The sequence below is a fragment of the Algoriphagus sp. AK58 genome (assembly GCF_014324365.1).
Classification (GTDB): domain Bacteria; phylum Bacteroidota; class Bacteroidia; order Cytophagales; family Cyclobacteriaceae; genus Algoriphagus.
The window spans coordinates 21,968-36,551 of record NZ_QEIG01000007.1; the positions used below are offsets into that span (position 1 = coordinate 21,968).

Consider the following 14,584-nt stretch of genomic DNA (forward strand, 5'->3'; position numbering starts at 1 on the left):
ATGAAAAACCTGTTTTATCTGGGTTTGAGCTTGTTGGTGCTGTTTGAATTTCTTAAGATTTACTTCATCATGCCCTTCCCTGGCAGCCAGCAATGGGATTCCATTGATTTTGCCCATTTCCTGCACCAGTACCGATGGGTGTTTAGGATAGCCTTGGGGGTTGTGATTTTAGTCGGAGTAGTGCCCGCTGTTTCAGGGAAAAGGAAATGGGTCTCGGCTCTTTCTCTGGTAATCACCTTGGCCGCTATTTGGGCCTTCCATTTCAAAATGGCAGCGGATGCCATGTTTCAAGAACCCAGAGAGCTCTGGTTCCTTACCCGCGACTCTTTTGATGAAAATGACAGTTTACTGGTCATTGCCATTGAGAAAGGTGACGAAGCCAAGGCCTATCCCATCCGGTACATTGTCTATCATCACCAAGTGAGAGATACCCTGGCCGGAGAGCCAGTGATGGTCACGTATTGTTCCGTATGTCGGTCAGGAAGAGTGTTTTCGCCATTTGTGGATGGGAAACCCGAGAATTTCCGATTAGTAGGCATGGATCATTTCAATGCCATGTTTGAGGATACAGAGACCGGCAGCTGGTGGCAACAGGCCACAGGAGAAGCGATCACCGGGGAGCTAAAAGGGAAAAAACTGGAGGAAATCGAATCCATCCAATTGACGGCTAGTGCTTTTTTCAAAGCTTACCCAAACGGGAAAATCATGGCTGAGGATCCAAACTTCCTATCGAAGTACGATTCTCTTGGAAAATTTGAGAAGGGAAAAAGCGAAAGCAAACTCACTGGCACGGATCCATTTTCCTGGAATGAAAAGTCCTGGGTGGTCGGCGTGGATCTGGAAAAAGGTGCCAAAGCCTATGACTGGAACCTGCTACTGGAAAAAGAATCAATCCGGGATCGGGTAGGCAGCCAAGACATTTTGATTCTCCTGAATAAAGACACCCAGAGTTTCGTGGTATTCGAAATTCCTGCGGATACCCAGTCCCATCTTTGGACTGGTGACACCCTTTACCTGGATTCAGCGGCCTTTACCTTTACGGGAAAATCACTGAACCCAACCCAAACAGATTTGAAACGTCTCAAGGCCTACCAGGAATTCTGGCACAGCTGGAGGACTTTCCATCCTGAAAGTGAAGGACCTAACCCAAAACCTCTCTAGACTTTTGCAGGCTCCCTAACCTCCTTTTTCAAACTCTTGAAGGCAAGAAAAATTAGAGAAATCGCCAAGACAAATAGCAAAGCAGCAATTACTGCCAAGACATACCCTTTTTCCTGATAATTTTTCCAGGCAAAAAGCCCTAAGGATGCCAAGGTCACGGTAAACATGAAGAACATGGGGATGGTGACAAACGTGGCAGGTATATTTTTCTTGATTAGCCATACCGCAATGGTCAATAAAGCTAAAGCAGCCAAAAGCTGATTGGCCGAACCGAAAATGGGCCATAGGGTGGAAAATTCTCCAGAGGCAAGCAGCAGAATAGACAAAATCACCACAATAAAAGTGGAGATATACCGATTTTTAGCAAGTACCTGTGCCGCAGGTTGGGGCATATCCTCGAAATATTCCTGAAGGGTAAATCGGGCAAGACGAGTACAAGTATCCAAAGTAGTCAAGGCAAAAGCAGAAACAGTCAGGGCCACAAAACCCACTGCGAAAGTTTCGGAGATCCCCAATGTGGCAATCATTCCTCCCAAACCGGTAGAAAACAAAGCAACAGGACCTTCTGCGCTCAGCCGTTCTACATATTCAGTTCTTGACAAAACCACCACTGCACCTACCGAAATAATGGCGAGGAAGGATTCGATCAACATGCCCCCAAAACCAACGATTTTGGCATCACTTTCTTTGTCTAACTGTTTTGATGTAGTGCCGGAAGCAACAAGGGAATGAAAACCGGATATCGCACCGCAAGCTATGGTTACAAATAAAACAGGGAAAACATACCCCAGGCTTTCACTTGAAGCCTGCACCTGCGTACTCATTTCTATTTGCGGATTTGCCACCACTACACCTGCTACAGCGGCGATCATCATCCCATAAAGGAGATAGCTGTTCAGGTAATCTCGGGGTTGAAGAAGTAGAGAAACCGGAGTAACCGAGGCCAGAAATGCATAGGCCAACAATCCCGAGATCCAGATTTTGTAATCCAAAACAATTGGCAACTGGGTTCCCAAATAAACAAAATAGTACATGAGAACTACCCCGATGATGGTAATCAGGATAAAGGCCAGATTTCTATTCCCTACTAATCGGTTCACAAAACCAAAGGCTATGGCCAGAAAAATGAAAAGAATCGAAGCGGAGGCTACTCCAGGGTTAGCTATAAATGTCTTGGCAATGATATCTGAAAATACCCCGATGACGAGAATCAGGGTGGAAAAGCTAAATAGAACAAAGAGCTGCTTGCCTTTAATTCCGATTTGATTTCTGATGATCACTCCGATGGATTTTCCGTCTGTCCTGAGAGAGGCCGCCATACTTCCCAAATCGTGTACTGCTCCGAAGAAAATGCCCCCCACCAGAATCCAGATTACTGCCGGAATCCATCCAAAAGTCACTGCTATAATTGGCCCGACAATCGGCCCGGCACCGGCAATGGAAGCAAAATGGTGTCCCAAAACTACAATGGGTTTGCTGGGTTCATAATCCACTCCGTCCCGATGGGTATGAGAAGGCGCTTTCCTCGAGTCATCAAGCCCAAATCTCTTGTAGACAAAGTTTCCGTAAACCTTGTAGGCAATGAATAGGATTACGGCCGAAATCAGTAGCAGAAGGGACAAACTCATGGTTATTTGGAGGAAGTGGTCAAAGACATTTTGAAAATCGTGGATTTCTTATCCTTTCCAAAATAATGTAAAAATGCCCGGCTTAAAAAGGGATTTTTCCTGATAGGAAGTTTTACACAATCAGCCTTCAAAGGGCAATTAAATTTTAATTACTGGAGATTAGGTCTAAATTTGTGACCTTTGACTTGTCAAAAACAACCTAAAAAATCTTTATGGCTTGGTTTAAACGAACTGACAAAGGCATCAAAACTTCCACCGCGGAAAAGAAAGATGCGCCCGACGGACTTTGGTTTAAGACCCCCAATGGCAACATCATTCATACCCGGGAGTTGAAAAACAATGCCTACGTATGCCCGGATGATGATTTTCATGTGAAAATCGGCTCCAAAGAATACTTTGAAATTCTTTTTGACAACAACAAATTCACTGAGCTGGATGCCGAGATGAAATCCGGAGATCCGCTCAAGTTTGTAGATACCAAGCCTTATTCCTCCCGAATAGAGGCTACCATCAAAAAGTCTGAATTGAACGATGCTGTTCGTACTGCCTATGGCAAAATGAACGGTTTGGATATTGTCATAGCCTGTATGGATTTCAATTTTATCGGAGGATCCATGGGTTCGGTAGTAGGAGAGAAAATCGCTCGGGCAATCGATCATTCCTTGAAAAATAAAGTTCCATTCCTGATGATCTCCAAATCCGGAGGAGCCCGAATGATGGAGGCAGGTTTTTCATTGATGCAAATGGCCAAGACCTCTGCAAAATTGGCCTTATTGGATCAGGCAGGCATCCCTTACATTTCTCTTTTGACAGACCCTACTACCGGTGGAGTGACGGCATCTTATGCCATGTTGGGAGATTTCAATATTGCAGAGCCCGGTGCATTGATCGGATTTGCAGGACCAAGGGTAATCCGTGAGACCATCGGAAAGGATTTGCCTAAGGGTTTCCAAAGTTCCGAATTTGTGTTGGAACACGGATTTCTTGATTTCATCATCGATAGACGGCAGTTGAAAACAAGATTGACCACTTTGCTAAACCTCCTGAACAATTAATCAGTTATTTTATCAAATTCATTTCTGAATTCAAGCCAAAATTGAATCCCTTTTTGGCCTGTTTTATGGATTAATAAATATATTTGTGCGGCCAAAAAAGGGTCAATTCCTACGAAAAAGTAAAACCAAAATTTCATGGGTTCTGTAATTATTACGTCCATTGTAGCATTCACGGTGATTATCCTGCTACTGGTTCTTATTCTCTTGTTTGCCCAGTCAAAGCTGGTCAATTCCGGGGATGTGAAGATTATCATCAATGGTGACGAAAGCAATCCGATCGTAGCTTCTGCCGGTTCGAGCTTACTTTCTACCTTGGGAAATCAGAAAATTTTTCTTCCTTCTGCCTGTGGTGGCGGCGGTACTTGTGCCATGTGCAAATGCGTGGTGGAAGATGGAGGTGGAGATGTGCTTCCTACTGAAGTAGGTCACCTCAGCCGAGCCGAACAACAAGGCAAAGTAAGATTGGCCTGCCAAGTAAAGGTGAAGCAGGACATGAAAATCCGTGTTCCTGAAGAAATCTTTGGGATCAAGAAATGGGAATGCGAAGTCATTTCCAATTACAACGTATCGACCTTTATTAAAGAATTTAAGGTAAAACTTCCTGAAGGTGAAACCCTTCACTTTGAAGCTGGAGGATACATTCAGATTGACGTTCCTGCGATCACTGTCAACTTCAAGGACATGGATATCACTCCGCATCCTGAATTGGGACACCCTAAGGACGTATATAAGAGTGATTGGGATAAGTTTGGCTTATGGAGTCTTGTCATGAAAAATGACGAGCCTCTATTCAGAGCCTATTCTATGGCCAATCACCCTGCGGAAGGAAATATCATCATGTTGACCATCCGTATCGCTACACCGCCATGGGATAGAGCTAACAATAGATGGATGGATGTAAACCCAGGTGTTTGCTCCTCCTATGTGTTCTCCAGAAAGCCAGGTGATAAAGTGACCATTTCTGGTCCTTACGGTGAATTCCATATCAATCCAACCGAAAGAGAGATGATTTACATCGGTGGTGGTGCAGGTATGGCCCCATTGAGAGCGCAGATTTTCCACCTGTTCCACACTGAAAAGACTCACAGAAAAGTGTCTTACTGGTATGGTGGACGTTCTAAGAAAGAACTCTTCTACGTGCCTCATTTCAGAGCGATTGAACAAGACTTCCCTAATTTCAACTTCCATATCGGACTTTCTGAGCCACTTCCGGAGGACAATTGGAAGATCAAGAAGTCATTGGATGATAGAGAGGCCGATGGTTACGTAGGATTTATTCACCAGGTGTTGTATGACAACTACCTGAAGAATCACCCTGAACCAGATGAAGTAGAATACTACCTCTGCGGTCCTCCTTTGATGAACGCGGCTGTTTTGAAGTTGCTCGATGACATGGGTATTCCTAAAGAAAACATCAGATTTGACGACTTCGGTGGTTAATACAGATCAAAGAATCCCGCTTAGGCGGGATTTTTTAGTTTAGTACTATTTTTGTTGACCTGGATGGGCATATAGCATTCTTTCTCGAGGATTAAAAAGAGGTTTTGGAGTCTAATAGGTTTTTCCCGCATTGGAATTCTTCGGTGACCGGTTTCTTTTGCCTTCATTGGCCAAAGAAGTTTGCCACTCATAGCCATGATAAAAATTGCCTACAGTGAGAATTGCATATAATCAGATTGTTTATTTTTAATTCCTCAAACACCCGCTATGAATATCCAATCCTTTTTTGAACCTGTAGCCTCATTTCTATTTGAAAAGAATTTTCAGGAAAACTCCTTCTTCAGCCAATTAGCGATACATCGGGATGCCTTTCCGGATCTGAAAGGCATACAAATAGCGTTGATAGGGCTCAAGGATGGCAGAGGGGCTAAACAGTCGGAAAGTGTGGAAAGAGGCAGTTCAGAGATCAGAGAAAAATTGTATGAACTGAAAAAAGGAATCGTACCCTATAAGATAGCTGATTTGGGAGACCTCATTTCCGGAGAAACGCTGAATGATACCTATCAGAATATCCGTCAGGTGGGAGACTATCTCATGAAGCATCAGATCTTACCTGTATTCTTCGGCGGCTCTCATGACCTGGATTACGGGCAGTACCTTTCCTATCAGAAAATGAAGAAGCTGGTCACTTTGGTGACGGTGGATGCCAAAATTGATATGGAAGAGATCGGTCCTGAAAGTGATCGGCATACTCAGGAAATCGTACTTCATCAACCCAATTTTCTCTTCTCCTACACCCATTTGGCCTATCAGAGCTTTCTAGTGGATCCAACCTTGGTTAATGTGATGGAGAAGCTCTATTTCGATCACGTGCGTCTAGGGCAGATCAGAGATAATTTCAAAGAGACAGAGCCTTTGATCCGGGATGCAGATTTGATGAGTTTTGATCTGTCCGCAATTCATTCTTCAGTAGCCCCGGGAGCGATAGACGCGCAGCCATTTGGTCTCACTGGAGAAGAAGCCTGTCAGATCTGTTGGTTTGCCGGAACCAATGAGAAGCTGAGCTCCTTTGGAATCTATGGATATGATCCCTATTTCGATGATGCCCATAATAAAACAGCTAAGGTAGCGGCGGTGATGATCTGGTATTTTATCGAGGGTTTCTACAGCCGAAAAGACAGTCTTTCTTTCAAAAGCGCAGACTACATCAAATACACCGTTTCCCTGGATACCAAGCCCAATACTTTGGTTTTTTATAAAAGTAAACGAAGCGGTAAATGGTGGATGGAAATCCCCCACAATGAAACGGACCGATTTGACCGGGTAAGTACGGTTCCTTGTAGCTATTCTGACTATCAATTGGCCCAAAAGGGTGAAATCCCAGAGCGCTGGATCAATGCACAGATCAAATTGTATTGATGAAGGTATATTCCAAACAGCAACTTGCACTACGAAATGGTCAGGACAAGCCCGAAATATGGGTGGCGTTTCGAGGGATTATCTATGATGTAAGTGCCTCACGATTGTGGAAAAATGGGAAGCATTATGAGCACTGGGCAGGTCAAGATCTAACTGAAGAACTCACCGATGCCCCACATTCAGAAAAAGTATTTGAAAAATTTCAGGCCATAGGCCAACTCGTATAGCATGATTTTGATTGCAGACAGCGGCTCCAGCAAAACAGACTGGAGAGTAATTCACAAGGATGGCCAAATCAGCCAACACCGGGGAGTAGGGTTTAATCCTTACTACATGACATCGGAAGAGATGGCTATCCAAATGAAGGAGGACTTTTTGGTGAATCTTTCTGAGGAAATCCAGGAGATTTACTACTATGGAGCGGGATGTGCAGCACCTGAGCGACAAGAAGAAGTAAGGCAAGCACTGAGGACCATTTTTCAAAAAGCGGATATTCACATAGATCATGATCTATCCGCTGCGGCCCATGCGACCTGTGGACATAAGCCAGGCATCGCCTGCATCTTGGGGACAGGATCAAACAGCTGTGATTATGATGGAGAAAAAATCATCGCTACACGGCCCGCGGCAGGATATATTTTAGGGGATGAAGGTGGAGGCTGTTATGTGGGCAGAAAGTTTCTTCAGGATTTCATACACGAAGAAATGCCTGAGAAAATCCGTGAAGCTGCCATAGAGCGGTTTCATATCACCCAGAATAGTATTCAGGATCATGTGTACCGGCAGCCTTATCCCAGCCGGTATATGGCCAGCTTTTGCAGGTTTATCACCGAACATAAAGCAGACCCGTATTGCTATGGTCTTTATTACAATTCTTTCAAGGACTTCTTTGCCAAGCATGTCTGTAAATACCGGGATTTTCAAAAGAAGCCTGTCAGTTTTGTAGGATCTATTGCCTACTACAACAACGATATCTTGAGAAAAGCTGCCTTTGATACGGGTATTCAGGTCAATAGTATCATCGAAAGTCCCATAGCAGGACTCACTCTTTACCATCAGGAAAAATTATGAACAAGGTTACCGAAAGCAGCTCCCATTATGAAAACCTCGAGCAAATGGAGGTCCTGGAATTGCTGCAGAATATCAATGCCGAGGATCACAAGGTAGCGCCAGCGGTGAAAGAAAAATTGCATTCCATCACAGCCTTGGTAGAGCAGATCATTCCGAGGATGCAGGAGGGAGGAAGGCTGTTTTATATCGGAGCAGGGACGAGTGGCAGACTGGGGATTTTGGATGCTTCCGAATGTCCGCCTACGTATGGAGTCCCTCATGATTGGGTGATTGGCTTGATTGCCGGTGGAGACGCGGCGATTCGAAAGGCAGTGGAAAATGCCGAAGACGATCCTGAGCAGGCTTGGAAGGATATTCAGGCGTATGGTTTTTCTGAGTGGGATACGGTGATTGGGATTGCAGCCTCCGGCACCACTCCCTATGTCATCGGTGGCGTGAAAATGGCTCGGGAAAAAGGCCTTCTCACTGGTTGTATCACCTGCAACCCGGGTTCTCCGTTGGCAAAGGCCGTTGAGTTTCCTATTGAAGTGGTAGTCGGTCCTGAGTTTGTCACTGGAAGTACCCGAATGAAATCGGGAACAGCTCAAAAATTAGTTCTCAACATGATTTCTACTACTGTGATGATTAAGCTGGGAAGAGTGAAAGGAAATAAAATGGTGGATATGCAGCTTTCCAATGCCAAATTGGTTGATCGGGGTACCCGAATGATCATGGAAGCCACGGGCTTGGACTATGAAGTGGCCAATCAATTATTGCTTTCCCAAGGTTCTGTGCGAAACGCTACAGAATATTATTACAAAAATCAAAAAGGAGCTTAAATAAAATTTCGAATAGGAGCACAAGTTTGAGGGGAATCCCCGTATCTTTGTTGCCCGATTAAGCGTTTGAAATTCATGTGGTTATAACTTGACAAAAATACCACATGGAATCGTACCAATTGAATTTGATTCCTAAGTTAGGTATTTTCCTAAAGCTCGATTTCAGTTGCTTAATTCTAACACCAAACTACAGCAGTGATGCTGCAAAATCATGAAAAAGAACAATCCTAGAAAACCATTTTTCAGCGAAGACAAAAAGGACTTCGACTCCCCAAAGCGACCTGACTTTTCTCCCAAAGGGTCAAAATTTGGTAAATCTGATAGCAAATCTGATTTCAAAGGAAAGTCCTTCGGTAAGAAGGAGGATTCTTTTGATAAAAAACCTTTCCGAAAAAAATCAGAAGATCAACCATCCTTTGGGGATAAACCAAAGGGAAGATTTTTCAAGGAAGAGGGAAAAACCTTTGGGAAGCCGGCATTTGACAAGCGAAACGAAGCCGAATCCGGTGGACGTAAGCCATTTGGCGAAAAGCGTTTTGATAAGTCTTCTGGCGAGCCTAAAAAGTGGGAAAAAAGAGAAGACCAGCCTTTTGGCAAAAAAACGTATGGAGAAAAACCTGACAGATTCAAGAAGGAAGGTTTTTCTGAAAAGAAATTCAGTTCCAGAAAGCCGGACTTTGAAAAGCCCTACGGAGAGCGTCCCGAAAGAACAGGAAAAGGTGATTTTTCTAAAAACAAGTTTTCCAAAGGCCCAAAATCAGACTTTGACAAGCCGTATAAGAAGGATTTTTCAGGAGAAAAATCCAGCCCCGAAAAGGGAGAGAAGCTGGTTTACAAAGGAAGAGGAAGAGATCAAAAGCCTATTTTTGGTGTAGAAGAGAAGCGATTTAATCCTGAGGGTGGAAACGAAAAACGTGGATTTGGTAAAAAACACCCCAAGCGTGTAGAATTGAATCCGGATCGTCCGGATTATAACTTCGACAATCTGCCGCAGAAGAAGAACAAAAAGGAATCAGAAGATCTACTCCGTCTCAATAAATACATTGCCAATTCAGGGATCTGCAGCCGAAGAGAGGCAGATGACTTGATCGCCAAGGGTTTGGTGACAGTCAATGGGGAGGTAATCACCGAAATGGGCTACAAGGTCAAAAAGACCGATCGCGTGGTATTCGAGGGGAAAAAGATCAATCCTGAAAAGCCTGTCTATGTGCTTTTGAACAAACCAAAGGACTTTATCACTACCACGGAGGATCCCATGGAGCGTAAGACAGTCATGAAGTTGGTAGAAAATGCCTGTGAGGAGCGAATTTTCCCGGTAGGTCGCCTGGATAGAAATACGACAGGATTGCTACTCTTCACCAATGATGGTGAACTGGCTGCTAAACTTTCCCACCCTTCCAATGAAATCAAAAAAATCTATCAGGTAACCCTGGATAAGCCCCTTACTCATAAAGACGAGGAAGCAATCCTAGAGGGCTTGACATTGGAAGATGGAGATGCCAAAGTGGACGATATGCAGGTACTTTCCAAAGATCGAACGATTTTAGGATTGGAAATTCATATTGGCAGAAACCGGATCGTTCGAAGAATTTTTGCTCATTTGGGCTATGAAGTGATCGCCTTGGATCGGGTGATGTACGCAGGTCTGGATAAGAAGGATCTTAAGCGTGGCCATTATCGCTTCCTCACCGAGCAGGAAGTGATTCGTTTGAAATATTATATCTAATCAAAAAGGCCTCAATTTGAGGCCTTTTTGGTTCATACAAATCCTTTGAGTTGCTGTATCAGATCTCGCTTGGTGATGATTCCCCCTTTTCTCCAAAGGATTTTTCCTCTTTTGAAAAGAATATAATGGGGGATCGATCTGACTGCAAACTGCTGTGCTAGCTGTGGGTGCTTGTCTACGTTTAACTTCAGCAACTTGATTTTTCCTCCCAATTCCAACAACGCTTCATCCAGTACCGGATTCATGGTCTGACAAGGGCCACACCAATCTGCATAAAAGTCCACTAAGACGGCATCGAGGCTTTGGCTGATGATTTCTTTTGGATTCTTTTTGGGCATTTGATGGCAAAAAAAACCGGCCTTTGGGGCCGGTTTGAGTGGATATTATTTTTGAGTAGGTTGCTGAGGAAGTTGGATTCCCAATTTGGCAAGGACTAGTTCAGTGAATTTGTCTTCTTCCTTGGTGTAAAGAAGGATAGGGGACTGACCGGCTGTTTCCGCGAAGATGTGTGTGTAATTGTTTTCAGCAGCTACAGCATTGATTGCGTTGATTACTTTGGTTTGTACCGGCTCCAATAGTTCTTGGAGTTTTCTCTGGTAAGAAACCTGAGCATCTTGCTCATACTTTTGAAGATCTCCCTGAAGTTTGGTGAGTTCTTGCTCCTTGGCAGCTCTTGCTGTTTCGGTCATGGTAGGCGCTGCTTGCTGATAGGCCTGCACCTGCTTTTGGAAGTCGGCAGCTTTAGTTTGGATATTGGTCTGAAGCTGGGTTTGGTAGTCTTGGATATCTGCCCCGATCTGTTCCATTTCAGGCATTAGGTCCATGATAAACTCCACGCTCGTATATCCGATTTTTATGTTTTGAGCCTGAGCGGTGAATCCTACGAACAGCAATGCCATTGCGGCTAGGATAACTTTTACTTTCATCATTTGGTGTTTGTATTTAATTGTTTTCTTCTATTCCTAATTCTTCCAGGACAAATTCTGAATAATCGTGCCTTGGGTCAGTGTAAATGATCGCCGAGGGACCTGCTGCCTTATCGAAGAGTACCGCGAGATTATTTCTTCGGGAAACTCGTTCGATGGCATCGTAGATTTTGGATTGTAGGGGTTGGAGCAGTTCTGCCTGCTTTTGGTAATACATCCCGTCGATTCCAAAGATTCGGCTGTTAAATTCTTGCGAAGCCTTTTGCTTTGCTTTGATCTCTTCCAACCGTTTTTGATACATCTCTTCAGTTAGAAGAACCTCTTCAGCTTTTAGCTGGGTATTGAGATCTTTTATTTCTTGATCCAAAGTTTGTGCCTCTTTCTTCCATTGATCACTCAGTTTTTTCAGCTCATCTTGGATTACCTTGTAGTCTGGATGCTTGTTCAAAATGTATTCTGAATCAATATATCCAAATTTTTGAGCTACTAAAGGCCCTGAATTCAGAAGAATGAGCAGCAAAAGTACAATTTTCAGTGATTTATTCATGGTTCGATCCTGTTTTCCGTAGAATAGCCGCCTGTTTTTTAGCCTATCTATTTTTGCATAAATTAACTAAACGCCCTACAGAATTCAAGATTATCTGAATTGCTGACCAATGGTAAAGTGGAATTGTGGACCACTTTTTTGGATAGAGCCGGGAATAGGATCAAATCCGTATCCCCAATCCACTCCCAACAGACCGAATGCAGGCATGAAGATTCTGGCACCAAAGCCTGCAGATTTCTTGAGATCATAAGGATTGAAGTCCTTATAATCTCCCCAGTTGTTTCCTGCTTCCGCAAACGTAAGAAGGAAGATGGTTGCTGCCGGGTTTGGAGATACTAGGAATCGAACCTCCATCACATACTTATTGTAGACTACTCCACCATAAGGCTCAGGGTTTGCAGTACCTCTGGTCGCTCTACCAGGAGTAATGGATTGGTTTTCATAGCCTCTTAAGCCGATGATTTCCTGACCCAAGGCAAAGTTGTTAAAGGTCATTCCATCCCCTCCCATTACAAATCGTTCGAGTGGAATAATGCCAATTTCACTTCCATAGGATCCCAGGAAGCCCATATGCGCTCTGGCGCTGGCTACCCATTTGGTGGAGCCAAATATTGGGGTGTAGAAGGAGGCATCAAACATCCACTTATGGTATTCCAGCCAGTTGTACTTGGCTTGATCCGGAGATTCACTGGTAATGTTTGGATTGAGTGAAGTGTAAGGAGGAGTTACATTCACAGCCAACATGATGTTTGATCCTAGCCTTGGATAGATGGTATTATCTACGTTGTTTCTAGCCACGGTAGTATTCAACGTAATACTCTTTGAGTTTCCGGTGGGGTAGCTAAGTCCAAAGGAAGTTCCGAATTGGTTGAATTCGTAGTTCTGGAATTGGATAGAATTACTGATACTAAAATAGTCATCCGGCCAGGTGACCCTCTTGGCTAGTCCTACGGTCACACCGGTGATCTTGAAAAAGCCAAGGTTATCTGCGTTTGGATTTTGGTTGAAGAAATCAACCTGTCTCTGAACCGAATGATTGAATGAGAAGCTCAACGCATTAGGTTTTTTACCTCCAAACCAAGGTTCGGTCAGGGATAGAGAATAGTTTTGGAAGGTTTGACCATTTGCCTGTACTCTCAAAGAGAGTTTTTGACCATCACCTACAGGAAGTGGATCCCACTTGCTGAAGTCTCCGATGTTTCGAACTGAGAAGTTGTTGAATACCAATCCTACTGTTCCAACAAATCCGTAGAAACCACCCCATCCACCTGATAATTCAATCTGATCATTAGGCCTTTCCTCAAGCTCGAAAGTGATGTCTACAGTCGCCTGCTCAAAGTTAGGTCTCAAATCAGGGTTGATTTTTTCAGGATCAAAATAACCCAAGGTAGAAAGCTCACGGATAGTACGGACTAACAAGCTTCGATTGAATTTTTGGCCTGGAAGTATTCGGATCTCACGCATCACCACGTGATCTGAGGTACGTTCGTTACCCTTAATGCTGACACTGTTCACAGTAACTTGTGGGCCTTCAAAAATCCTCATTTCCAGATCAATTGAATCGCCGGTCACATTGATTTCTACTGGGTCGATATTGAAAAACAGGTACCCGTTGTCCTGATACAAGGAGCTGACGTCATCACCTTTTTGTGGGTCGTAGTTAAGTCGCTTGTCTAATTTTTCTTTGTCGTAGACATCACCTTTTTGAATACCCAGTTTTGCCAACAATACCTCACTCGGATGGATGTAATTCCCTGTAAAGGTGATGTTTCTGTAATAATATTTTCTGCCTTCTTCTACAGCGATGTCAATGTTGATTTTATCCTCTGAAAAATTATAGACGGAATCATCAATGATCTTGGCATCTCTGAACCCTCGGCTGTTGTAGAAAGCAATAGCTTTTTCTTTATCGCTTCGATATTCTTTAGGGATGTACTTTGATCCGTTGAAAAAATTAAGTTTGAAATTTTTGTTGATGTAATTTTTGACATCTTCGCTTGAAGCCGAATCGGTATGCAGTAGGGATTGGGTAACGCTAGTGACATCCGCATCCGTCAATCGGGTATAGATATCCTTAAACACCGCCACTCGGGCGTATTCTTTGGTTTTCTTGAGCTTACCTTTGATGGCACCATCTGAAATTTCTTCATTTCCATAGATTTTGATCTCGTTGATCTTCACTTTGGAATTGGTATTGATATCAAATCTGAGTTTGACACTGTTGGGAAGTGTGGTGTCCCGTTCTTGGATAATTTTCACATCTGTGTTCAGGAATCCTTTATCCAAGTAATACTTTTCGATATTTCTTTTGGCAGTATTGAGTACATCATCTCTTACTACCCTTCCCCGGATATTGACTTTGTCCCGTAGTTCTCCCTCTTGGGTTTTGTTGATTCCGGAGAATTCGACTCTTGAAAATCTTGGACGTTCTGTTAGGTCAAGAAGCAGATAAATATCATCTCCTTCGATTTTGGTAACGAGAATTTTCACATCGCCTATAATCCCCTGGCCCCAAAGTTTTTTGAGCGCATTGGATATAGCTTCTCCTGGTACATCGATCCGGTCGTCTACCTTGAGCCCGGAAAGCGAAATAATAGCCACCTCGTCTAAGGTCGATAGACCTACTGCCTTTATCTCTGCTATTCTGAACTTTTGAGGTTTTGAGTAGTTCAATTCCAGTATGTTGACAGGCCTGGTAGAGGCGTAGCGGCTTTGGCCCAGGCGGATTTGGGCCATGGAACTTGCCGACCAAATCAAACAAAACAGAATTAATAAACTTCTTTTCATCAATTA

General features: G+C 43.7%; 13 protein-coding genes. 8 read left to right on the forward strand and 5 right to left on the reverse strand.

The features are described from left to right. On the forward strand, positions 1 to 1,161 hold the full coding sequence (locus DDT91_RS05680) for a DUF3179 domain-containing (seleno)protein (protein WP_187175183.1): 1,161 nt from the start codon (positions 1 to 3) through the stop codon (positions 1,159 to 1,161). Here DDT91_RS05680 and DDT91_RS05685 read toward each other — a convergent pair. After that, on the reverse strand, positions 1,158 to 2,789 hold the full coding sequence (locus tag DDT91_RS05685; RefSeq protein ID WP_187175184.1) for a carbon starvation protein A: 1,632 nt from the start codon (positions 2,787 to 2,789) through the stop codon (positions 1,158 to 1,160). The genes DDT91_RS05680 and DDT91_RS05685 overlap by 4 nt on opposite strands. Positions 2,790 to 3,001: 212 nt before the next feature. Between DDT91_RS05685 and accD the strand changes: the two genes are divergently transcribed. The 7 genes from accD to DDT91_RS05720 all read left to right on the forward strand — a co-directional run bounded on the left by accD (position 3,002) and on the right by DDT91_RS05720 (position 10,318). After that, positions 3,002 to 3,844, forward strand: a complete 843-nt coding sequence (gene accD, locus DDT91_RS05690; protein WP_187175185.1) for an acetyl-CoA carboxylase, carboxyltransferase subunit beta — start codon at positions 3,002 to 3,004, stop codon at positions 3,842 to 3,844. A gap of 135 nt (positions 3,845 to 3,979) precedes the next feature. Beyond that, positions 3,980 to 5,284: an NADH:ubiquinone reductase (Na(+)-transporting) subunit F gene (gene nqrF / locus DDT91_RS05695; protein WP_187175186.1), complete on the forward strand. Its 1,305-nt coding sequence runs from the start codon at positions 3,980 to 3,982 to the stop codon at positions 5,282 to 5,284. Positions 5,285 to 5,551: 267 nt separating this feature from the next. Continuing rightward, a complete protein-coding gene (locus DDT91_RS05700) occupies positions 5,552 to 6,703 on the forward strand; it encodes a formimidoylglutamase (RefSeq protein ID WP_187175187.1) in 1,152 nt (383 codons plus the stop codon). Beyond that, on the forward strand, positions 6,703 to 6,930 hold the full coding sequence (locus tag DDT91_RS05705; protein WP_187175188.1) for a cytochrome b5 domain-containing protein: 228 nt from the start codon (positions 6,703 to 6,705) through the stop codon (positions 6,928 to 6,930). Before DDT91_RS05700 ends, DDT91_RS05705 begins: the two co-directional genes overlap by 1 nt. Before the next feature lies 1 nt (position 6,931). After that, positions 6,932 to 7,774, forward strand: coding sequence for an N-acetylglucosamine kinase (locus tag DDT91_RS05710; RefSeq protein ID WP_187175189.1), 843 nt, complete (start codon positions 6,932 to 6,934; stop codon positions 7,772 to 7,774). Continuing rightward, complete coding sequence (gene murQ, locus DDT91_RS05715; RefSeq protein ID WP_187175190.1) at positions 7,771 to 8,592, forward strand: N-acetylmuramic acid 6-phosphate etherase; 822 nt, start codon at positions 7,771 to 7,773, stop codon at positions 8,590 to 8,592. Before DDT91_RS05710 ends, murQ begins: the two co-directional genes overlap by 4 nt. A 211-nt stretch (positions 8,593 to 8,803) precedes the next feature. Then, a complete protein-coding gene (locus tag DDT91_RS05720; protein WP_187175191.1) occupies positions 8,804 to 10,318 on the forward strand; it encodes a pseudouridine synthase in 1,515 nt (504 codons plus the stop codon). 32 nt (positions 10,319 to 10,350) lie between these two features. On the opposite strand, the gene trxA is transcribed toward DDT91_RS05720, so the two are convergent. From trxA to DDT91_RS05740, 4 genes are all read right to left on the reverse strand, one after another. Beyond that, positions 10,351 to 10,656, reverse strand: a complete 306-nt coding sequence (trxA, locus tag DDT91_RS05725) for a thioredoxin (protein WP_187175192.1) — start codon at positions 10,654 to 10,656, stop codon at positions 10,351 to 10,353. Between the two features lie 45 nt (positions 10,657 to 10,701). After that, positions 10,702 to 11,247 carry an OmpH family outer membrane protein gene (locus tag DDT91_RS05730; protein WP_187175193.1) on the reverse strand — a complete coding sequence of 182 codons (546 nt, stop codon included), beginning with the start codon at positions 11,245 to 11,247 and terminating at the stop codon, positions 10,702 to 10,704. A 13-nt stretch (positions 11,248 to 11,260) separates the two neighbouring features. Further along, positions 11,261 to 11,791, reverse strand: coding sequence for an OmpH family outer membrane protein (locus DDT91_RS05735; protein ID WP_187175194.1), 531 nt, complete (start codon positions 11,789 to 11,791; stop codon positions 11,261 to 11,263). Between the two features lie 90 nt (positions 11,792 to 11,881). Continuing rightward, a complete protein-coding gene (locus DDT91_RS05740) occupies positions 11,882 to 14,578 on the reverse strand; it encodes an outer membrane protein assembly factor (RefSeq protein ID WP_187175195.1) in 2,697 nt (898 codons plus the stop codon). Between the last annotated feature and the right edge of the window lie 6 nt (positions 14,579 to 14,584).